Origin of the sequence: Pedobacter nutrimenti, assembly GCF_032678445.1 — a bacterium.
Classification (GTDB): Bacteria; Bacteroidota; Bacteroidia; order Sphingobacteriales; family Sphingobacteriaceae; genus Pedobacter; species Pedobacter nutrimenti_A.
This window is the reverse complement of the sequence record NZ_JAVTSQ010000002.1, coordinates 230125-252472: the sequence shown is the minus strand read 5'-3', so window position 1 is coordinate 252472 and position 22348 is coordinate 230125. Positions and strand designations below refer to the sequence as shown.

Annotated in this window: 13 protein-coding genes; 10 read left to right on the top strand and 3 right to left on the bottom strand. The window is 43.9% G+C overall.

From position 1 onward, the window contains the following. Positions 1–340: 340 nt before the first annotated feature. From R2S08_RS03830 to R2S08_RS03790, 9 genes are all read left to right on the top strand, one after another. The gene (locus R2S08_RS03830) at positions 341–3661 is read left to right on the top strand and encodes a SusC/RagA family TonB-linked outer membrane protein (protein WP_316833928.1); all 3321 of its coding nucleotides are present in this window, start codon (positions 341–343) and stop codon (positions 3659–3661) included. Positions 3662–3780: 119 nt separating this feature from the next. Further along, positions 3781–5136 (top strand): RagB/SusD family nutrient uptake outer membrane protein, encoded by a 1356-nt coding sequence (locus R2S08_RS03825; protein WP_316833927.1) that lies wholly within the window; start codon positions 3781–3783, stop codon positions 5134–5136. An 18-nt stretch (positions 5137–5154) separates the two neighbouring features. Beyond that, the gene (locus R2S08_RS03820) at positions 5155–5922 is read left to right on the top strand and encodes a hypothetical protein (protein ID WP_316833926.1); all 768 of its coding nucleotides are present in this window, start codon (positions 5155–5157) and stop codon (positions 5920–5922) included. A gap of 135 nt (positions 5923–6057) precedes the next feature. Beyond that, on the top strand, positions 6058–6981 hold the full coding sequence (locus tag R2S08_RS03815) for an ABC transporter ATP-binding protein (protein ID WP_316833925.1): 924 nt from the start codon (positions 6058–6060) through the stop codon (positions 6979–6981). Positions 6982–6990: 9 nt separating this feature from the next. Then, positions 6991–9261 carry a Gldg family protein gene (locus tag R2S08_RS03810; RefSeq protein WP_316833924.1) on the top strand — a complete coding sequence of 757 codons (2271 nt, stop codon included), beginning with the start codon at positions 6991–6993 and terminating at the stop codon, positions 9259–9261. A 1-nt stretch (position 9262) separates the two neighbouring features. Beyond that, positions 9263–11914 carry a MutS-related protein gene (locus tag R2S08_RS03805; RefSeq protein ID WP_316833923.1) on the top strand — a complete coding sequence of 884 codons (2652 nt, stop codon included), beginning with the start codon at positions 9263–9265 and terminating at the stop codon, positions 11912–11914. Continuing rightward, positions 11904–14681 carry a M16 family metallopeptidase gene (locus R2S08_RS03800; RefSeq protein ID WP_316833922.1) on the top strand — a complete coding sequence of 926 codons (2778 nt, stop codon included), beginning with the start codon at positions 11904–11906 and terminating at the stop codon, positions 14679–14681. The genes R2S08_RS03805 and R2S08_RS03800 overlap by 11 nt, the downstream gene beginning before the upstream one ends. A gap of 10 nt (positions 14682–14691) precedes the next feature. Beyond that, on the top strand, positions 14692–16983 hold the full coding sequence (locus R2S08_RS03795) for a Gldg family protein (RefSeq protein ID WP_316833921.1): 2292 nt from the start codon (positions 14692–14694) through the stop codon (positions 16981–16983). 61 nt (positions 16984–17044) lie between these two features. Further along, a complete protein-coding gene (locus tag R2S08_RS03790; RefSeq protein WP_316833920.1) occupies positions 17045–17869 on the top strand; it encodes a glycerophosphodiester phosphodiesterase family protein in 825 nt (274 codons plus the stop codon). Here the strand turns inward: R2S08_RS03790 and R2S08_RS03785 are convergent. After that, entirely contained in the window at positions 17862–18413 is a 552-nt protein-coding gene (locus tag R2S08_RS03785; RefSeq protein ID WP_316833919.1) for a sigma-70 family RNA polymerase sigma factor, read from the bottom strand. The two genes, R2S08_RS03790 and R2S08_RS03785, sit on opposite strands and share 8 nt — an antisense overlap. Before the next feature lie 391 nt (positions 18414–18804). Here R2S08_RS03785 and R2S08_RS03780 point away from each other — a divergent pair, with 391 nt between their 5' ends. After that, positions 18805–20076, top strand: coding sequence for a sugar MFS transporter (locus R2S08_RS03780; protein ID WP_133779257.1), 1272 nt, complete (start codon positions 18805–18807; stop codon positions 20074–20076). Here the strand turns inward: R2S08_RS03780 and R2S08_RS03775 are convergent. Then, complete coding sequence (locus tag R2S08_RS03775; protein ID WP_316833918.1) at positions 20046–20786, bottom strand: MIP/aquaporin family protein; 741 nt, start codon at positions 20784–20786, stop codon at positions 20046–20048. The two genes, R2S08_RS03780 and R2S08_RS03775, sit on opposite strands and share 31 nt — an antisense overlap. A gap of 29 nt (positions 20787–20815) precedes the next feature. Continuing rightward, the gene (gene glpK, locus R2S08_RS03770) at positions 20816–22324 is read right to left on the bottom strand and encodes a glycerol kinase GlpK (protein ID WP_316833917.1); all 1509 of its coding nucleotides are present in this window, start codon (positions 22322–22324) and stop codon (positions 20816–20818) included. Positions 22325–22348: the final 24 nt, after the last annotated feature.

Below are 22348 nucleotides of genomic sequence, written 5' to 3'. Positions count from 1 at the left end.
AACCGATAACCAACAACCAACAAACCACATGAAAAGAAATCAAAGAGATCCGTAATGCAGGGATAGCCGGTATAAAAACAGGAACGCTACCAACGTCCCTGTTTTAAATGCTGATGAAATAAAACAATGAGTTCACACCATTTTATCATTACCGGGAAATGCCCTTAGCCTCTGAAAGCAAAGCATTTTCCGGTCTAGACCAGTATTTCAAATGTATAAAAATTTTACAAAATATTTTTGTATCCCTCCGGGCTACAAGGATAAATTCCCACGGTTGACCGGTCCGCATCGTGTTTTAGCGATGGACCATCCGCTGAAGGGACTAAATATAATTCTTGTAATGAAACTAATTACAGCTTTATTGATCTTGGGCATAATGCAGGTGAGCGCAGCAACTTTTGCGCAAAAAATCACTATTAACCAAAAAAACGCCAGTATAGAAGCTATCCTCGAAGAGATTGGAAAACAAAGCGGTTATGATGTTTTTGTAGGGGTGAAAACGCTGCAGAGCTCAAAACCAGTAACCATCAATGTTAAAAATGCAGCGATAGAAGACGTGTTGAAACTTTGTCTGGAAGGGCAGCAGCTGGACTTTAGTATCGAGAACAAGATTATTGTCATTAAGCAGAAACAGCCTTCATTTATAGAAAAAGTACTTGCAAATTTTAATGGGATTAATGTTGAAGGGTTTGTTGCTGGTTCAGACAATACACCTTTGTCTGGAGCGACGATCACAGTAAAAGGAGGGAAACGTAGCACCACTACTGATGGACTCGGACAGTTTAAATTAAAAGATCTTCCTGAAGATGCGATTTTGCAGATTTCCTTTATGGGGTATGCCACCAAAGAGGTTGCAGCAAAATCTAATCTATATACCATCAAGTTAGAACTGAGTACTTCTAAACTAGATGAAGTACAGGTAATGGCCTACGGAAAGACCAATAAACGTTTGTCTACAGGTAATATCTCCACAGTAACAGCTGCCGATATCGCAAAACAGCCTGTAATGAATCCATTACTAGCATTGGTTGGTCGCGTACCAGGTATGGTGGTTACACCAACCAATGGTTACGCCAGCAGTCCGGTAAAAATAGAAATAAGAGGTAGAAAAACAATAAATTCAAAATTCGTTTCAGAACCACTGTATATTATAGATGGCGTTCCAATTACCACTTTGGAACTCAATTCAGTTTCAGATTATAATAGGGGCTCTATGGGCGTTGTTCAAAGCGGAATGTCTCCAACTGGAGGTCAAAGTCCTCTTTTTAGTTTAAGTCCGGCAGATATAGAAAGTATCGAGGTATTGAAAGATGGAGATGCAACTGCAATTTATGGTTCCCGCGCTGCGAATGGCGTTATTTTGATCACCACTAAAAAAGGAAAACCAGGGCCTACTTCATTTAATGCAAATGTATCGCAAGCGATAACTGCAATTACCAAACATTGGGACTTGCTCAATACCCAGCAATACCTGGACTTGAGAAGAGAAGCTTTTAGAAACGACGGCATTATCCCTACAATCCTGAATGCACCTGACCTTTTTAAATGGGATCAAAACAGATATACGGATTGGCAGAAAGAGTTATGGGGCAACCTTGGAAAGCAAACATTGGCTAGTATGACCTTATCTGGTGGAGATGCACAAACACAGTTCAGGGTAAGTGGTAATTATGCGAAGCAAACTGAAGTACTCACCCAAAGCGGAAGCAACCAACGGGCAACGCTTGGACTTAACCTAGGGCACAGTACATTGGATAGGAAATTTAAAGTGAATTTAACAACATTGTATTCCTATACCTCCATAAATACAATTTCTACACCTGGCGCAGTGCTGGTAGCACCCAATGCCCCGGAAATTTATGATGCTAATGGAGACCTGAATTTTTCGGAATGGAGATACGGAACTGATAAGAACACTGCAGCCTTTCCTTTTGCAGCGCTAAAAAATCCATATAATTCTAATACCCATTCCATAACAACTAACTTACTGTTGGGCTACAACATTCTCAAGAACCTAACCTTTTCTACTAATTTTGGCTACAATTTCTACTTAAACAATAGTAAAACCCTCAATACACTTGCTGGCCAAGACCCGGAAAGTAATCCAATGGGCCTCAATTTTACGGGAATGACAACTAATTACAACTGGAGTATAGAACCTCAGTTGGATTATGAGGCAAAATTATTTGGTGGACAACTAAAGGTGTTACTTGGTGGAAGTGTACAGAAGACCGGAACAAAGACTTCTAGCACTTTAGGCTTTGGATATACTAGTGATGATTTTATAGAATCAATTGCCCTTGCACCAATTAAGTTACCTACTGAAAGCGATGGTTTTTATCGGTACGCAGCTATATTTGGTAGGATCAGCTATAACTGGGAGGATAAATATATTCTTAACCTCAATGGACGACGCGATGGATCCTCGCGCTTCGGACCGGGAAAACAGTTTGGTAATTTCGGTTCAGTAGGTGCAACATGGATTATGTCTCAGGAGCCCTGGATTAAAGAACATTTACCTAAAGCGATCAGCTTTTTAAAGCTGAGAGGTAGTTATGGACTTACTGGCAGCGACCAGGTTGGAGATTACAAATACCTTACCCAATGGTCAAATACATTTCATGATACGCCATTGTTGCCATACGCTGGTACAGCCCCATTGGTCAGCACATTGGCTGTCAACCCAGATTACAGATGGCAAGTGAACAAAAAGATGGAAGGTGCACTCAGCATTGGGTTTTTGGAAGATAGATTTAACCTCGAAGTTGCGCTGTATAACGACCGCTGTGGAAATCAGCTTACTGACTATCCGACTCCGCTTTATTCTGGTTTTTCTACAGTCACTGCAAACTGGCCTGCAGTTGTGGTTAATAAAGGCTTGGAATTTTCCATAAATACAGATTTGATCCGTACATCTAAAATCAACTGGTCTTTCTCCTTCAATATCAGTAGAAATACAAATGTATTGAAGGATTACCCGAATATTGACAAGTCCCCTTACGCAGCACAGTATAAAATTGGTAAATCCATCAATAATTTATATTTGTTGCATTACACTGGGGTAAATCCGCTTACCGGTAAATATGGGTTTGAAGATTATAACGGTGATGGTACTATTTCAATAAATAATTCAGTACTCCCTGGTACACATGGTGATGATCGTTATGTAGAACTTACTCTTGACCCTAAGTTTTTTGGAGGATTTGGAAGCACATTTAGATATAAGAATTTTAATATTAGCTGTTTCTTCGACTATACAAAGCAAATGGGACTGAATCCAGATTATAACACATCGTATCCTTTGGGGTTTATGAACAATCAATCAACAGGTATTATTGGTAATTACTGGAAAAATCCGGGAGACCATGTATTATATCCTAAACCTACTACTTTATCTGATCCTACCACCAATAGTCAGTTCAGTGTTTCTGATGGTCAGTATAAAGATGCTTCTTTTATCCGTCTAAATAATCTTTCGGTTTCCTATACATTCGATGAGAAAGTGGCAAAGAAAATAGGTGCCAGGTCTTTTAGTGTAAATATGAATGCACAGAATGTTTTTGTGATCAGTAAGAGTTCCGGGATAGATCCTACACTACAGCAGCTTGGAGGACTTCCGCCTGCAAAGATCTATTCATGGGGTATTTCGTTAAATTTTTAATTCAGCTAAACATGATTATTAAAAGAAATTTAAATACATCTATTCTTCTTACCGTATTAATGGTAATAATTTGTAGTTCCTGTAAAAAACTGGTAGAGATTCCACAGCCAACTAATTCTATGACAACGGAAAAGGTATTCTCCAGCGATGTTCAGGCAAACTCAGCAATGGCAGGCGTATACAGTGTGTTGATACATGGTAAATTTGCTGGGAGTTCAGGTTATACAGGCTTTGCTACTGGATTAACCACACTTTTGACCTCCATGTCAGCAGATGATCTGGTATTTACCTCTGTAGGTCCGGGCTACTCTACCTACAATCTTAATAAGCTGACAAGAAACCTCAACTTTTCACTTCCGCTGTGGTCTTCGGCTTATGATGCAGTCTATGGTGCAAATGCGGTAATTGAAGGGATTGAATCTTCAACATCTCCAAAACTACACGATCAGGTTAGAACAACGCTAACAGCTGAGGCGAAATTTGTACGGGCATTTAGTTACTTCTACCTGGTCAATTTTTTTGGTGATGTACCGATGGCAATGACGACAGATTTTAACAAAACCATTAATATGACCCGGACACCTCAAGCTGAAGTCTATAGACAGATTATTAAAGACTTAACTGAAGCTAAGGCATCACTTTCTGGCGATTTTTCTGACCAGAACCAGCAAAGAAGTCGTCCAAATAAGTGGGCTGCAACGGCTTTATTGGCTAGGGTATACCTCTATACCGGAGATTATACTAATGCTGCAATCCAGGCTAACGAGGTCATCAGTCATACAGAATTGTTTGGACTGAAGGAAGACCTGAATGATGTATTTCTGGTGAACAGTAACGAAGCCATCTGGCAATTACAACAGAATAGCAACGGAACGCAAGGTACAGCAACTCCTGAAGGCTTAACGCTATTACAAAGCATGAACCCAAAAGACGGCTCGAATTCCTTTAAATTATCAGATGAATTACTAAATGCTTTTGAACCACTGGACAAGAGAAAAACAGCCTGGAGCTGGCATGGAATAACAGCGGACGGTCAGCTGATTTATTATCCTTATAAGTATAAGGTAGGGTTATACAACCGTACAATTGGAGATATTCCTACAGAGGCTTATATGGTTTTAAGGCTGGCAGAACAGTACTTCATTCGCGCAGAGGCCTGGGCACGCACAAATACGCAATTGGATCTGGCCATTAAAGATGTGAATACCATCCGGCACCGTGCCGGTTTGGATAATTTGCCTGAAACACTTACTGGCCCCCAAATTATCAGTAAAATCGAACAGGAAAGACAAGTAGAGCTTTTCTCAGAATGGGGCCATCGTTGGTTTGATCTGAAAAGAACCGGCAGAGCGCATGATGTATTGTCGGCTATACCTATGAAACAGCCCTGGATAGGCGACTATCAGTTACTCTATCCAATACCGACTTCGGAAATTATTACCAATAGTAAGTTGATCCAAAATACTGGTTATTAATTATTAAAGTGCTTGAACATGAGAAAATTTAACATCATTTCTATACTGTTGCTTTGCCTGCTTTCCATTGCGATTACTTCTTGTAAAAAAGAAGGGCCAGTGCTCAGAATTATTTCATCATTAACAATTGTTAATGCAGTTCCTGACGCTATTCCTTATCTGGTGCCCGACCTGAGAAACGGTTCCAAGGTAGATTATTATTATGCAAGTACCCCAATATTTCAATATGGAATTTCTGACCCTGCTACAAAAATAAGTACAGACAAGGAATTATTGCCCCTGGCACTTTACCTGTTTCCTGATACTCTACTAACCAGTAAACCCTTGTTTGATCTTAAACTTCAGATCCCCAAAGGAAGCATAAATTCCTTATTTCTTGTTGGAACAGTTGCTCAGCCAGATTATAAGTTGGTCACTGCAGTCCCTCCTGCACATAATGAACGGGATAGTACATTCGGGGTCCGTTTCGCCAATTTGTCTTACCAAAGCAAACCGGTGAGTGTGTATGTGCTGGATAATGGTGAACAAAAGGTACTGGAAGGCTTGACCTATAAAGGTGTTTCTGATTATAAAAAATATGTTGCATTTGCAAAAAGCGACAATTTAACATTTCAATTTAGAGATCAGGAAACGCAGAACCTCCTGGCTACCTATGTGGTATCAGGACTTGGTGCACTCGCCAATAACCAATGGCGCTATAAAAACTTTACGCTGGCATTAAAGGGCCTTCCAGGCTCAGCTGATGCCCTGCAAAAACAGAGTACGTTCGTCATTTCAGACTTTTAAACCTTAAAAACGCAACCATCATCCCAAGTGAATGAGGGCATGATCCATCTGTAATAAAATTACGGAGCGGGACTCCCATTGTTCAGAGATGATGGCTGCAAATTGAACATATAACTATCAAATCATTAAAAATCTATGGAACCAATCGTTCGTATTAGCGGTTTGTCGCACCGTTATAGTACCAGCTGGGCTATACGTGACATTAATATAGACATCCCCAGAAGTGGGATTGTAGGTTTGCTGGGCTCTAATGGAGCCGGCAAATCTACCACCATGAATATTCTTTGCGGGGTGCTTACACCTACCGCCGGTTCTGTCACCATCAATGGCATTGACCTGAGTAAAGAGCCCGAACGCGCCAAGCAGGAAATCGGCTTTTTGCCGCAGACACCGCCTTTGTACATGGACCTCACAGTGGATGAGTACCTGAAACATACCGCGATTTTACGTTCTATAGAAAAAATACAACTGAAATCGGCCATGGATGAGGTGAAAGAGCGCTGCGGCCTTACACAGATCAGTAAAAGACTGATCAAGAATCTATCCGGAGGTTACAAACAAAGGGTAGGAATTGCCCAGGCGATTATACACAAACCAAAACTGGTGGTGTTTGATGAGCCGACCAACGGGCTGGATCCTAATCAGATCCTGGAAGTGCGCGGACTGATCAAAGACATTGCCGCTGAACGTGCGGTAATTCTATCCACCCATATCCTGACCGAGGTACAGTATCTCTGTAAAGACATCGTGATGATAGAAAGCGGCAGGATTGTTTTTGCGGATACGATGGAAGCTTTTGACAATTATATCGCCCCGCATAGTATGCTGGTCATGATGGAAAATGCGCCTCCGGCAGATGCGCTGATGGCCATAGAAGGTGTGATCCGGATCGAAACGCTTACAGAAAAGCAATTGCGGATTTATTTTAATGGTGACCGCAGTATTTCTGAAACAGTAGTATTAGAAAGTGCAAAGCGCGGATGGCGCTTGCGTGAGCTCAATATGGAGAAGAATTCTTTAGATGAAACCTTCGCTCAACTATCCAAAATCTCCAATTAATAAGATAACATGAAAAAAATAGTACAGATAGCAAAGCTGGAACTGAGCCTGCTGTTTTATTCTCCGATTGCCTGGCTGCTCATCCTGGTGCTTTTCATACAGATGGCCCTGGCAAATTTATCGGCAATAGCAGATCTGCAGTATTTGCTGGGATTAGGTGTTGATTTTACCGGTCTTACAGATAAACTATTCACAACAAGTATCTCCATGGGTACGCTTCCAGCAGGTATATTTTTTGCCATTCTCGGAAGTTTGTATCTGTATACGCCATTAATTACCATGGGCATCATTAGCCGGGAATTGAATAGCGGAACCGTGAAACTGCTGTATTCTTCACCGGTAAAACTGAGCCAGATTGTATATGGTAAGTTTCTGGCGATGCTCACCTATAACCTGGTTGTTGTAGCCTTAATGAGTCTGTTTGCCATTTTGGGAGCATTGTTTATAAATAATGTCGACTATCCCCATATACTGGTGGCCTTGCTGGCTTCTTTTTTACTCTTATGTGCCTATTCGGCGATAGGAATTTTCATGTCCAGCCTGACCACCTATCAGGTGATCGCAGCCATCGGTACTTTTGCTGTACTTGCCTTTATGAACTACGTTGGGAATTTTGGACAGGGACTGGATTTTGTACGTGACTTGACCTATAGTCTTTCTATGCCAAGCCGTGCAGAACGGTTGGTGGGCGGCTTGTTAACCAGTCGAGATGTAATCTATTACCTGGTGATTACTGGGATTTTCCTTGGTTTTACCATTGCCAGGTTACAGTTTGAAAGGGTATCTAAGTCTATTGCGCAACAGGCTTTAAGATATGTACTCATTTTGGTTGTTGGTTTAACCGTAGCGTACATCAGCTCACGCCAGCCAATGATTGCCTATTACGATGCGACCTATATCAAAGCAAATACCATTACTAAAAATACACAGGATATACTTAAAGCAATGGGCGATGCCCCCATCGAAATGACAGAGTACATCAATGTGATGGACGAGAGTTATAAATGGGGCGCACCGGTTAACCGGATTCCATCCATGTTGAGATGGGAGCCCTATCTTCGCTTTAAACGCAATATTAAGTTAAACTGGGTGTACTATAACAGCAGTTTTGATCAGAAGGCCTTTAAAGAAAGAGCAAAACAGTTAGAGGTGGATACGGCTGACTTTTTGAGTCCGGAAGCTTTACGTAAACAGATAGACCTGAGCAAGGAAGATGGGCGATTGATCATACAGCTTAAATACAAGGGAAAAACTACTTTTTTACGGACTTTTGACGACTCGGATTTCTGGGCTAAGGAACTCGAGATTGCGGCCGCATTAAAGCGGCTGATGGTCACCCCACCTAAAATTGTATTTGCTACAGATGGCTACCAGCGCAGTGTAGAGAAGATTGGCGACCGGGACTATAGGCTGTTCTTTAATGTAAAAACCGCACGGTCTTCATTGATCAATCAAGGCTTTGACATCGACAGTGTTTCTGTAGAAAACAGCGAGATCCCTAAAGGCATTGCGACACTGGTGATCGGTGATCCCAAAGTTGCTTTTAGTTCTAAAGCACTGTCTAAGCTTCAAAAATACATTGCTGAAGGCGGAAACTTACTCATAGCCGGAGAACCTGGTAAACAAAGTGTGCTTAATCCATTACTGGATACACTAGGGGTTAAAATGCTGAACGGGACCCTTGTTCAGCGCAGCAGGGAATATTCCTATGACCTTGTTACGCCAAAACTTACTGAAGGGGCTCTGATCATGGACCCAGGATTAAGAGGGTTTTATAAAAATAAAGATGTGGTCACGATGCCGGGAGTTGCAGCTTTAAAAGAGGAAAAGAAAGGGTCTTTCGCCGTTCAGCCCTTGTTGATGACCGATATGCAGCGCAGTTGGATCAAACAAGGATCTTTTGTTTTAGACTCAGCAGACTTGGTTTTTGATGCGAAAATTGGTGACCAGCAAGGCGCATTTCCAACGGCATTAAAGCTGACCAGGAAATTGAATAACAGGGAACAACGGATCATCATATCCGGGGATGCAGATTTCTTTAGCAATAAGGAAGGCTGGAGAGATATGCCAAAAATAAACAGCCCATTTACGCTGAGCATATTTAAATGGTTTGCCTATGGAGAATTTCCTGTGCAAATGATCAAAATTGATACTATAGACAATACAATGAAGCTGAATGAGGCGGGAGTGGAAACCTTACAGATCCTATATTATGGGGCCATCCCGGGCGCAATATTGCTGCTTGGAATTGTTTTGTTAACCCGTAGAAAACGTAAATAAAATGAGCTTTATAACCGATAAACAAACGATCGACGATCTGAACATCTTCTCTAAATCGGGAAGCGATTCAATCTACCATATTTTCAACAAGACCTTCACGCAGGGTGGTGCGGCCCTGCTGGAGGAAATGTTCCGTAACCCGCTTTCTGATCACCAGGCCATCAATGAGCGGGTGGCAGTATTGCGGTATTTTCAACACAGTAAAATGGCCTTTCCTTTACAAGGCAACCGCTTTGAAGAGACCGAAAGATATTTGTCCAATACGGATCCGCGGAGCCGCCTGTCTAATCAGGGTTTTAGTATGGCCGATTTTAAAACGGCTACACAGAGTGTGACTGCGCTGATGGAAATTCTGCAAGGGTTAAAGACCTTCCTGTTAAGTATCGGGAAAGGAACAGAAGCTAATGCATACCATAAAGAAGCAACAGCGGCTTTGACTTTGTTGAACTCCAAAGAACTGGAACCGATTTTCCTGGATCATGGAAAAGGAAAGATCTCCTCGGGAAAAATTGTGGAATACGATAATATTTTGCGGTTTTTACACCGGGCGCTCCTGGAAAAGATCCTGGGTCATGTGTATCACCTTGACGTCTATATTTCTATAGCGAGGGTGGCCACAGAGCGGGGTTATGTTTTTCCAACGGCCTTACAGCGTGATGAGAACCGCCTTTGGGTGAAGGGTGTCTATCATCCGCTGCTAAGCCGTGCCATTCCCAATACTTTAGAGATGAACCCTGATGGAAATATTGTATTCCTGACCGGGGCGAATATGGCGGGTAAATCCACCTTTATGAAATCCCTTGGAATCTCGGTCTACCTGGCCCATCTGGGCTTTCCTATCGCTGCTGCAGAAATGGAGTTTTCCGTCTGCGACGGGATGTACACCACCATCAACCTGCCCGATAACCTGACCATGGGTGCAAGTCATTTTTATGCTGAAGTGCTGCGGGTGAAAAAGGTAGCGGTAGAGCTGGGTGCAGGAAAGAACCTATTTGTGATCTTTGATGAGCTGTTCCGCGGTACCAACGTGAAGGATGCTTACGAAGGCACGATCTCCATTATGGAAGCCTTTGCCAGTAAACCGCATTCTCTATTTGTGGTCTCTACCCATATCATGGAAGCCGGGGAAGTGTTGCAAAAGAAATGCAGCAACATGATCTTCCGATATCTGCCTACCCGTATGGAGCAGGGCAAACCGGTGTATACCTATACACTTACCGAAGGAATTACGGACGACCGCCACGGGATGATCATCATCAACAATGAAGGGGTCCTGGAGCTGATCGACCATAAAAAAGGAATAAAACAAACTCCTCCAAACCTGCTTGCCGATAAGCAGACTATAGAAGATCTGAACTTGCTCGGTAAGTTTAAACAGCAGTCAGTTTACGGGCTGTTTAACAAATTGAATACCCGGGGAGGTGAAAAAGTCCTCGAAGGGATGTTTGCCAGGCCATTAAATACGCCGGGGGAGATCAACGACAGAAGTTCGCTTTTTGCTTTTTTCCAGGAGCAGCGAGTAATCTTTCCGGTGATCCGCTCGCAGGTAGAGTCCATAGAAGATTACCTTTCGGGAGGTGCCGGAGCAGCTTTGCCAAGGGTAGCCTGGGGTATTTTCGCTAAAAAATTCAAACAGGTACTTTTTCACAATGCTGAACTGCTGCAATTACAAGCGGGTCAATCGGTTACGATTGAAGTTTTACAGGCTTTCAGGGATTTCTTTAAGGAATTGTCGGGAAAAGAAGGCATATCGGTTTATCAGAAAGATTTAGATCAGGCACAAAAAATTCTGCAGGACGCAAGGCTTCAAGGCATTTTAAATGCTCCTGAGGGACAACCATCGTTAATGCAGCTGATCCGGAATGATTATGTCATCCGCCATGCGATGATTGCCGAGATGGAAGCTTTGTTGAAACTCGTCTATCAACTGGATGTATGTATTGGTGTGGCTGCTGTAGCGGCAGATCAGGGTTTTGTATATGCAAAGGCTTTACCGGCAGACCAGATGCTATTGAACCTGGAAGGTTTCCGTCATCCGGGCCTCAGAAAGGGTATTGCCAATAACCTTCACCTCACCAAAGACCGCAATGTGCTGTTTTTAACCGGCGCGAATATGGCGGGTAAATCGACCTTCATGAAATCTATGGGAATAGCGGTTTATCTGGCGCATATGGGTTTTCCGGTTGCGGCAAAACGTATGGAGTTTTCTGTTAAAGACGGATTGTTTTCTTCGATCAACGTTTCGGATAACCTGGATATGGGTTATAGCCACTTCTATGCAGAGGTGCTCCGGACCAAAACGGTAGCCAAGGCGGTTAGTGAATCGCTGGACCTGTATGTATTGTTTGATGAACTTTTTAAAGGAACGAATGTCAAGGATGCGTATGATGCAACTCTGGCTGTGACTGAGGCTTTTGCGGCCAACCGGAATAGTTTCTTCGTGGTTTCCACCCACATTATCGAAGTCGGGGAAGCCTTGGGCAAAGCCTGTGATAACCTGCAGTTCTCTTACTTGCCAACGGTGATGAAAGAAGGTGTGCCGACTTATCCATATACCCTGGCCAGCGGAATTACCAGCGACAGGCAGGGTATGATCATTATTGAGAATGAAAAGATCGTAGAGATCATTAAAGAACAGCATTATGTTAGTTAAATATAAATTTTTAGGGTTCCTGTCTTTGGCGGCAATATGTCTGCCATTGGCCTGTAAAACCCAACTGGATACACAACCATTATCATTGGATCCGGCCGTACGGACTGGAAAACTGCCTAATGGCTTTACCTATTATATCCGCAAAAATAAAACACCAGAAAAGCGGGTAACGATGTACCTCGCTGTTAAAGCAGGATCTATCGTGGAAACCGATCAGCAAAGAGGGGTGGCCCATTTTGTAGAACACATGAGCTTTAACGGGACCAAACATTTTCCGAAAAAAGAGCTGATGAATTACCTGGAGCGATCTGGTGTACGTTTCGGTGCAGATATCAATGCCAATACTACACCTGATGAAACGGTGTACCAATTGCCCTTACCGTCGGATCATCCGGAATTGCTGGCCAATGGTTTGCAAATTATGCGCGACTGGGCACAAGATGCCAATATTGAGGCTGAGGATGTGGAACACGAGCGCCATGTGATCCTGGAAGAAAAGCGGGTCCGGCAGGGACTTGCACAACGTTTCCAGGAAAAAAGTATCCCATTGTATACCAATGGCTCCCGCTATGGTTCCCGGTTACCGATCGGGACAGAAGAGGTGTTGCTAAAAGTCACACCGGAAGAGATCCGCAGCTTTTATAAGGATTGGTACCGTCCGGACCTGCAGGCGATACTGGTGGTTGGAGATGTGAATGTAGACCAGATGGAAAAGGACATCAAGGCGAAGTTCTCTGATCTTAAGAATCCTGAAAAGGAAAAAGAACGTACGATTTACCGCGCAGAACTGACCGGTAAAAACCAATATATGCAATTTATAGATCCTGAATTTGGCGGTATCTCTGTTGAAATGAGTATGAAGCAAAAAGCCGACACAGTGGTAACAGCAGCAGATTACCGCGCCAATCTGCTGAAAAACCTTTTTGAACAAATGCTGGCAACCAGGTTCAGGCAATTGCCTTTTGTTGGCATTGCGCCTATAACAGGTGGATTGAGTTCTTTTTATGTTAATGTGACCACCAAACCGGCAGAGACTGAACCGGCGTTGAAAAGCGTATGGCTGGAACTCCGCAAAATAGAAGAGCAGGGATTTACCCAGGCGGAGCTGGACAGGGCCAAAAAAAGCTATTTGCTTAAGCTGTCTGATGGCTTAAAGGAAAAAGATAAAACCGCATCAGACCTACTGATCAAATCTTATCTCCAGCACTTTTTAACAGGCACCATTGCACCTGGAATAGCGAAAGATTACGAATTGACCAATGCATTGCTGCCTGATCTTGATCTGAAGGAAATGAATGCGCAGATGAAAACCTATTTAAAAAATACGGACAGGGACATCATCGTAAAATCATCAGCAGCTAATAAAACATTTTTGCCAACTGAGGCGGCAATATCGAGTTGGATTGAAGACGTTTATGCCCAAAACCTTCCGCCATTTGTCGATGACGCACTTGATCTTCCTTTGCTCAAAAACGAGCCAAAACCAGGAAAAATCACTGCTGAGGAAGATATCAAAACAGGCGGCCTGCAAAAAATTACACTCAGCAATGGGGTAAAGGTGATCTTGAAGAAAACGGACTTTCAAAATAACCAGATCCTGTTTCAGGGTTTTGCGGAAGGTGGTGCTTCTTTAGTCAGTGACGCAGATTACGAGAGTGCAATTTCTGCTGCAAATATTATCGCTGCTGCGGGTGCAGGCAATTATGATGCTTTACAGCTGGGTAAGTTAATGTCGGGGAAACAGGTACAGGTCAGTCCGTTTATTGTAGACAATTATCAAGGTTTTAATGGCAATACGACAAAAGAAGACCTGCCAGCTGCACTGGAACTGTTGTACGCCTATTTTACGGAGCCGCGTAAGAGCGAGGAGTCTTATCAAACGCTGATCGGCAGGAGTCGGGAAGCCTTGGCCAACAAAACGAATGATCCCAATCAGGTTTTTGCAGATACAGTAAATTTTGTGCTGGGGAATTCCCATGTCCGTAGAAAGCCGCAAAGTCTGGAACGCATTTCATCGATTAATCTGGATAAGGCTTTTAAGATTTATCAGGAACGTTTTGCTGATGCTTCCGGTTTCACGTTTCTCTTTGTAGGTAACCTGGATCTGAAAGCCCTTAAACCTTTACTGGAGAAATACCTTGGCGCTTTGCCTGCTAAAGGGTTGCATGAAAAGGCCCGGGACCTGGGGATCAATATTCCTCCGGGCAGAATTGCGAAGACCGTTTACAGCGGCTCAACGCAAAAGGCAAGTGTAATGCTGGTGTATTCAGGCGATTTCAATTATAATTTTGAAAATACGATTCAGATGAATGCCATTGCTGAGGCATTAAAAATTAGCCTGAACCAACGTCTAAGGGAGCAGGAAGGTGGTACGTATACGCCCAATGTACAACTCAAGCTTTCCAAATATCTGAAAAAGAGGTTCAGCCTGATCATTTCGTTTGATTGTGATCCGAAGAATGTAGAGAAACTGATTGCTTCTGCGCAAGACGAGGTGAACAAGGTGAGGGGCTCCGGACCATCAGCAGACAATCTGCAAAAGTTTAAAGCAGGCCGGAAGGTTGGCCTGCAAACAGGAGCAACAAACAACGGATTTTGGCTGGATTATCTTGTTTCTCAAGAGATGAACAAAGAGCCCCTGACTGAATTTTTTGACTATGATGCTGCGTTGAATAAAATTACAGTGAAATCGGTTCAGGAAGCTGCAGCTACTTTTATTCAGGATAAGAATTACATCAGACTGGTACTCATGCCAGAAAAAAAATAACGATTTAAATATGAAGAAAATCATACAAATAGCCAGACTGGAACTCAGTCTGCTATTTTATTCCCCGATTGCCTGGTTGCTGATGATTGTGCTCTTTGTACAAATGAGTGTGGACTTCACTGCAGTTCTACCTCAATTAGAAAAGAGCAAAGATATTTTCTTTTTAACAGAGAAATTATTTACCGATCCGCATTCCATTGGTATCCTTGCCAAGATCCTGAACAGCTTATATCTGTATATTCCGTTGATCACCATGGGGATCATCAGCAGGGAAACGAGTAGTGGGAGCATCAAATTATTGTATTCTTCCCCGGTAAAACTGAGCCAGGTCGTATACGGAAAATTTGCGGCCATGATGGCATATAATCTGGTGATTATAGGGGTGATAAGTTTGTTCGTACTGGCAGCTGCAACATTTATTCCGCACTTTGATTATCCGCATATTCTGGTGGCCATGTTCGCAGCTTTTTTGCTGTTAAGTGCCTATTCTGCTATAGGGATTTTTGTGTCGAGCCTAACGACCTACCAGGCTGTAGCAGCCATTGGTACTTTTGTGGTGCTGGCCTTTATGAACTATATAGGAACAGTTGGACAGGGAATCGATGTGGTACGCGACTTAACCTATAGCCTTTCCATGCCCAGCCGGGCAGCAAGTATGCTCGCAGGTTTGCTGAATACCCGCGATGTGCTGTATTATCTGGCCATTATTGGTATGTTCCTGGCCTTTACCATTACCAAGCTGGAATTGGAAAGGGTATCCAAGTCAGTCTTTCAGCAGGTATTCAGATATGTGCTTATTGTGTTGATTGGTTTAAGCATTACTTATGTCAGCTCCCGTCAGACAGTGATCGCGTATTATGATGCCACAGCGACTAAAGGAAATACCATCACCAAAACCAGTCAGGAGATCCTTCAAAAAATGGGAGATGAGCCGCTTGAGGTGACAGAGTACATCAATGGGATGGAAGGCTCTTACTGGCAATCAACGCCAAGTCAACGTATTGCAGACATTGCCCGCTGGGAACCTTATTTGCGTTTTAAACCCAATATCAAATTAAAATGGGTCTATTATAACGATACGATTCCTGGCACCGCAGCCATATTGGCGGAGAACAAAAAAACTTTTGAAGAGCTGGTTGTTCGTATGGCACAATTGCAGAAGTTAAATCTCCGGAAATTTTTGAAGCCGGAAGAGATTCGGAAACAGATAGACCTGAGTGGTGAAAACGGAAGGTTAGTGATGCAGCTCAAGTATAAGGGCCAGACGACTTTCTTACGGACATTTCCGCCACCTGATGCAGGCTTCTGGCCGAGGGAAGAAATAAAGGCTGCCGCATTAAAAAGATTGATACAGACCGCACCAAAAATTGTTTTTGCCACGGATGGTTATCAGCGCAGCATTGATAAATTAGGAGAGAGAAACTATCGGGCGCTGACCAATGAAAAATTAACCAGTAGTTCGATGATCAACCAGGGTTTTGACATAGATAGTATATCCCTGGAGCGTGGGGAGATCCCAGCCAACATTGCGGCACTGGTGATTGGCGACCCTAAAGTAGCTTTTAGTACTGTTGCCAAGGCTAAACTGGAAAAATATATTGCCGGAGGTGGAAACCTGATCATTGCCGGAGAACCGGGTAAGCAAAGTATTGTTAATCCGCTATTAACTCCACTTGGCGTTAGAATGCTGGATGGAACAGTGGTTCAGCGGAGTAAAGAATACGCATTTGACCTGGTTGCACCTATCCTTGCGCCCGGATCTGTGGCTATGGCTCCAGCTTTGCAGCCATTTTTTCAACAAAAAGTAGTAGTTTCCATGCCGGGTGCCGGAGCCTTAAGTTATGAAGATACTGGCGCTTTTGCTATCCACCCGCTTTTGATGACAGATGAACAGAGCAGTTGGATTAAAATGGGCAAGTTTAAGGTGGATTCTGCCGCTTTAACGTTTGATGCCAAAGCAGGGGATCAGAAAGGGTCTTTTCCAACTGCATTGATGCTGACCCGCCAAGTCAAAAACAAGGAACAGCGGATCGTGGTAGCAAGTGATGCTGATTTTTTCAGTAATGGAGAGTTGACAAGGGGCAATATGGGTACAGTTAACCGCTATTTTGCCATGAAAATCTTTAACTGGTTTACCTACGGGGAGTTTCCGGTAGAAGTGAGCCGGCCACAACCAAAAGATAACAATACTACGCTGACCAAGGCTAGTGTAAAGATCATACAGGTCTTGTATTATGGCGTTATCCCGGGAGCAATGTTCCTGATTGGAATGGTGCTACTGATCCGTAGAAAACGTAAATAATGTAGTATCCGGATTACCTCCTTTTTAAAGAATAGTTGTCTATAGTGGAAAAACACAACATATGAACATTAAAAAAATCGTCCTGTCTATTCCTGTAGGCTTATGTTGCCTTACTGCCTTTGGCCAGCAGTCTTCGGCAACATTACCAAAATGCAAAAATGGATTTGTGGTTATTGCACACCGCGGAAGCCATCTGGTCAAGCCAGAAAATACCGTTGCAGCTATTGAAGATGCCATTCGGCTTGGGGCAGATTATGTAGAGATCGACTTGAGAACCACTAAAGATGGTCATCTTATACTGAGCCATAATGAAACGGTAGACGGCAGGACCAATGGAAAAGGTCTGGTGAGTGCACTGACCTGGGAGGAGATCTCCAAGCTCAAGGTAAATAGTACAGATGGTCAGATGCATAAGATTCCAACCTTCAAAGAAGCCCTGAAAGCTTGTAAAGGAAAGATCAATATTTACCTTGATTTTAAAGATGCGGATGCCGCACAGGCCTATCAGGAAATTGCAGAGCAGGGGATGGAAAAGAGCATCCTGGTTTATTTGAATAAAGCTGGTCAGTATGAAGCCTGGAGAAAAACAGCTCCTCAGATGCCGCTCATGGGGCGTTTGCCTGAAAATGTACAAACCAGAGAAGAACTGAAAGCCTTTCTGAACACCACTTCCTTAAAAGCAGTAGATAAAGCATCAGGCGCTGTGCTTTTGGCAGCGCTGAAAGCAGAAGGTGTTGGTGTTTTCCTCGATGCACAAAGCAAGGATGAAAATCCGGAAAAATGGAAAGCGCTGATGCACGAAGATGTACAAGGACTTCAAACAGACCATCCCGAAGCATTGATTGGTTATCTGAACCAGAACGGATGGCGCAATGGGCTTAAATAGCGATATTCCTGGCTCTTGACTTGATGTTGCGTAGTGCCAGAACCATATGTTTTTTGACGGTTTCAAGCGCAATATCCAGTTCTTTTGCAATCTGTGCCTGCTTCATTTTATCGCTGCGGCTCAGCAGGTAAATCTTTTTTTGCTGCGGTGGAAGTGATTCTACCGCAGCATCTATCCGGCTATAATAATCAAAAGTATCCTCAGGCTGTTCCCGCACAAAACGGTCGGTGTTTTCCAGCCATTGCTTCCTCCTTTTGTCTTGCCTTTTGTGCTTTTTTAAGCAATTAAAGGCGTGATTTCTGGAAATAGTCAGTAAATAGGATTTAAAACAGCTGATGTTCTGGAGTGCCTTTCTACTGATCCATATGTTCAGAAAGACATCCAGCGCCATCTCCTGCGCCATTGGCTCAGATTTACTGAAGTAAAACATTCGTCTTTCCAAGAGGCCATAATACTCATTAAATAATAGGGTAAAGGCCCGCTCGTCGCCCTGAGCCACTTTGGCAAGAATTTCCCGGATGTCAGATGAAGCGGAAGCGTACATGTCTTTACTGAAGAAATGCCTGAATAGACGGGCGAAATTAGGCGAATTAAACCGGTTAAACCGCTTTTAAGGGCTTTTCTGGTGTGATCATTTCGTAAACAAATTGTGTCTTTTATGTAAGGAGCCCTTATCCGTCAAATCAGATGCAAACGTTTGTGCGCTCATTCGGGATATTTCTGCCCGATTTTAGCGGCAGTCCGCCCTGGCATCAGGTCATTCGAGTCATAATGTGAAGATATCTGTCAGTTTGGTCAAACGTTTGCGTAGTATTCTTTTCATTGCTTTGTTTTATATTGAGGCGATTATCCATACTTTAAAGAATTATCCACTTTAAACGATGAAATAGATCGAAAAAACTGGATATATTTGAATTCAAGAACCTAAACTTAAAATGATACCTAAACCAACAACCACCAAAACAGCTTCAGGCTTTACACTGAATCCAATCGTTATTATTGGCGCTTTATTCTTTATTTTCGGCTTTGTAACCTGGCTCAATTCCGTATTGATCCCTTACCTGAAACTGGCCTGTGAGCTCAATAACTTTGAATCTTACCTGGTGGCTTTTGCCTTTTATATTTCTTACCTGGTGATGGCCATTCCATCTTCCTGGGTATTGAAAGCAACCGGATTTAAAAAGGGGATGGCAGTTGGATTAGTGGTGATGGCTGTAGGTGCCCTTGTTTTTATTCCTGCAGCGAAAACCCGAACCTATGAATTGTTCTTGCTGGGGCTGTTTATCCAGGGTACAGGCCTTGCAATCCTTCAGACCGCATCTAACCCTTATATTACCATCCTTGGTGCACCCGAAAGTGCGGCAAAGAGGATCAGTATCATGGGGATCTGTAATAAAGTTGCAGGCGCAATCGCGCCAATTGCCCTTGGAACCGTGGCGTTGAAAGACGCAGACGGAATCAAAGCTAAAATTGCCAGTATGACTGCCCTGGATAAAGCAACAGAACTGAATACACTGGCAGAACGTGTGATTTTACCTTATATCATTATTGTTGTCGTGCTGATCATTCTCGCTGTGCTGGTTTATCTGTCCAGCTTACCGGAGATTGATACTGATAAAGAAGATGAAGCTGTAGCAGCAGCAAACACCAATAAAACCAGTATTATGCAATTCCCGCATTTGTTGCTGGGTGTATTGACGGTATTCATTTATGTAGGGGTAGAGGTGATGGCAGGAGATACCATCATCAGTTATGGCGCTTCACAAGGCATTGCCTTATCTACCGCGAAATTCTTCACTACTTGTACCTTGGTGGCTATGATTGTGGGTTACCTGATTGGTATTTTTTGCATTCCAAGATACTTATCTCAGGAAAAGGCCATGAAGGTTTTTGCCCTGATCGGTGTAGTTTTTGTTTTGCTGGCCCTGTTTACACATGGCTATGCCTCTGTTTTATTTATTGCCCTTTTAGGTTTGGCCAATTCATTAATGTGGCCAGCCATCTGGCCTTTAGCCCTGGCTGGCCTGGGAAGATTTACCAAAATCGGATCTTCTTTACTGATCATGGGGATCGCCGGTGGCGCCATTATTCCCTTAATCTACGGTCGTCTGGCAGATATTGTTAATCCTCAGCAAGCCTACTGGATTATGGTGCCATGCTACCTGTTTATCTGGTATTATGCAGCCAGAGGCCATAAAGCCAAATAAACGGCTGCAGCTATGGCTGCTCCGATAATAGGGCCAGCGACAGGGATCCAGGCATAAGCCCAGTCGCTGCCACCTTTGCCTTTGATGGGAAGGATGGCGTGCATCATGCGGGGACCAAGGTCCCGGACCGGATTGATGGCATAACCTGTCGTTCCACCCAGGGAAAGGCCGATGACCCAAACCAGGAAGGCGACAGGAATAGCGCCAACTGAGCCCAGACCAATGGGTGTTTTCTGCGGGGTAATCTCTGCACCGGTAATGTAAAAGACGGTAAACACGAGTACAAATGTCCCAATAATCTCACTAATCATGTTCGACGAGTAATTGCGTATCGCGGGGCTGGTACAGAATACAGCGAGGATAGAGGCCGGCGGATTATCCCGGTTGAAATGATCACGGTACATGATCCAAACCAGGAAAGCGCCAGCTGCTGCACCCAGGAGCTGTGCGGTTACATAAGGCAATACAAGGGCCCAGGCAAACTTGCCTGCGATGGCCAGTCCAATGCTGACAGCAGGGTTTAAATGTGCGCCACTGTAAGGACCAGCAACAGTAACCCCAACAAAAACGGCAAGGCCCCAGGCCGTGGTAATAACCATCCAGCCGCTGTTATTGCCTTTGGTATCTTTTAAAACAACATTGGCAACCACACCATTTCCAAGAAGGATCAGGAGAAGGGTGCCTATAAATTCAGCAATAAAAGGAGACATACTTATAGAATTTAAAGATAATACCTAAACTATTCTGCATCCGGAAGCTCGTCTGTCCAGGATTGAGCGGTATGTATTGCCCTTTCCCATCCTCTTATCCCTTTCTTGATCTGTTCAGGATCTCCTGCCGGCAAGAATTCTTTTTCCGTAGCCCAAAGCTGCTGAATCTCTTCAACACTGTTCCAGTAACCCACGGCCAGGCCTGCCAGATAAGCGGCGCCAAGAGCTGTGGTTTCCACCACGGTTGGCCGGATCACTTTACAACCCAGGAGATCGGCCTGGAATTGCATCAGCAGGTCATTGGCTGTAGCACCACCGTCTACCCTCAGCTCTTTAATTTCCATCTCCGAATCCGCTTCCATTGCCTTAAGCACATCTCTGGTTTGGTAAGCAATAGCCTCAATAGCTGCACGGGCAATATGTCCGGCGGTGGTGCCTCTGCTCAGTCCAACGATGGTTCCCCGAACATCCGGTTTCCAGTAAGGCGCGCCCAATCCGGCAAAAGCAGGTACAAAATAAACACCTTGTGTATCGCCAACACCTAGAGCCAGCCGTTCTACATCCGCAGCGGTCTTAATAATGCCCAGGCCATCGCGAAGCCATTGAACTGCTGCTCCAGCAATGAAAATACTGCCTTCAAAAGCATACTGGATCTGACCATTGATCTTCCAGGCAACCGTGGTCAGCAGGTTGTTTTTTGAGGCTATAAATTCTTTTCCAATGTTCATGAGCATAAAACATCCGGTGCCGTAGGTATTCTTTACCATGGCTTTTTCAATGCACATCTGGCCAAAAAGAGCAGCATGCTGATCTCCGGCTATGCCTGCAATTGGAATCTTTGAGGCAAATATGGTAGTGGCTGTTTGGCCGTAGATCTCGCTGGATTGCTTCACTTCCGGAAGCATGTTTTTAGGCACGTCCAATAGAGCGAGTAATTCATCATCCCATTGCTGGGTCCGGATGTTAAACAACATGGTCCGGCTGGCATTGGTCACATCCGTCACGTGGACCCGGCCTCTGGTAAACTTCCAGACCAGCCAGCTGTCCACTGTTCCAAAAGCCAGTTCACCCGCATTGGCTTTATCCCGTGCCCCTTCCACATTGTCCAGGATCCATTTGATTTTGGAGCCTGAAAAATAGGCATCAATGACCAGTCCTGTTTTAGATCGGATCAACTCTGTTTTGCCTGCTTCTTTCAATTCATCACAAAAAGCAGCAGTGCGGCGGTCCTGCCATACAATGGCATTATAAATCGGTTCTCCGGTCGCTCTGTCCCAGACAATCGTGGTTTCGCGCTGATTGGTGATGCCTATAGCTTTGATATTGGTTCCGTTGATGCCCAGTTTTACGGTAGCTTCGGCCGCTACTCCGGCCTGCGTAGACCAGATTTCATTGGGGTCATGTTCCACCCAGCCCGATTGGGGGAAAATTTGTCTGAACTCTTTTTGAGCCACAGATTTGATCTGTCCATTGTGGTCAAAAACAATGGCGCGGGAACTGGTTGTGCCCTGGTCCAGGGCCAGAATATAAGATTCCATACTATCAGGTTTATGCAGGTTAAA

Bases quoted from the DNA above. Each gene is read 5' to 3' on its own strand.
- R2S08_RS03830 (WP_316833928.1), top strand. From the start codon at position 341: ATGAAACTAATTACAGCTTTATTGATCTTGGGCATAATGCAGGTGAGC.
- R2S08_RS03825 (WP_316833927.1), top strand. From the start codon at position 3,781: ATGACAACGGAAAAGGTATTCTCCAGCGATGTTCAGGCAAACTCAGCA.
- R2S08_RS03820 (WP_316833926.1), top strand. From the start codon at position 5,155: ATGAGAAAATTTAACATCATTTCTATACTGTTGCTTTGCCTGCTTTCC.
- R2S08_RS03815 (WP_316833925.1), top strand. From the start codon at position 6,058: ATGGAACCAATCGTTCGTATTAGCGGTTTGTCGCACCGTTATAGTACC.
- R2S08_RS03810 (WP_316833924.1), top strand. From the start codon at position 6,991: ATGAAAAAAATAGTACAGATAGCAAAGCTGGAACTGAGCCTGCTGTTT.
- R2S08_RS03805 (WP_316833923.1), top strand. From the start codon at position 9,263: ATGAGCTTTATAACCGATAAACAAACGATCGACGATCTGAACATCTTC.
- R2S08_RS03800 (WP_316833922.1), top strand. From the start codon at position 11,904: ATGTTAGTTAAATATAAATTTTTAGGGTTCCTGTCTTTGGCGGCAATA.
- R2S08_RS03795 (WP_316833921.1), top strand. From the start codon at position 14,692: ATGAAGAAAATCATACAAATAGCCAGACTGGAACTCAGTCTGCTATTT.
- R2S08_RS03790 (WP_316833920.1), top strand. From the start codon at position 17,045: ATGAACATTAAAAAAATCGTCCTGTCTATTCCTGTAGGCTTATGTTGC.
- R2S08_RS03785 (WP_316833919.1), bottom strand. From the start codon at position 18,413: ATGTACGCTTCCGCTTCATCTGACATCCGGGAAATTCTTGCCAAAGTG.
- R2S08_RS03780 (WP_133779257.1), top strand. From the start codon at position 18,805: ATGATACCTAAACCAACAACCACCAAAACAGCTTCAGGCTTTACACTG.
- R2S08_RS03775 (WP_316833918.1), bottom strand. From the start codon at position 20,786: ATGTCTCCTTTTATTGCTGAATTTATAGGCACCCTTCTCCTGATCCTT.
- glpK (WP_316833917.1), bottom strand. From the start codon at position 22,324: ATGGAATCTTATATTCTGGCCCTGGACCAGGGCACAACCAGTTCCCGC.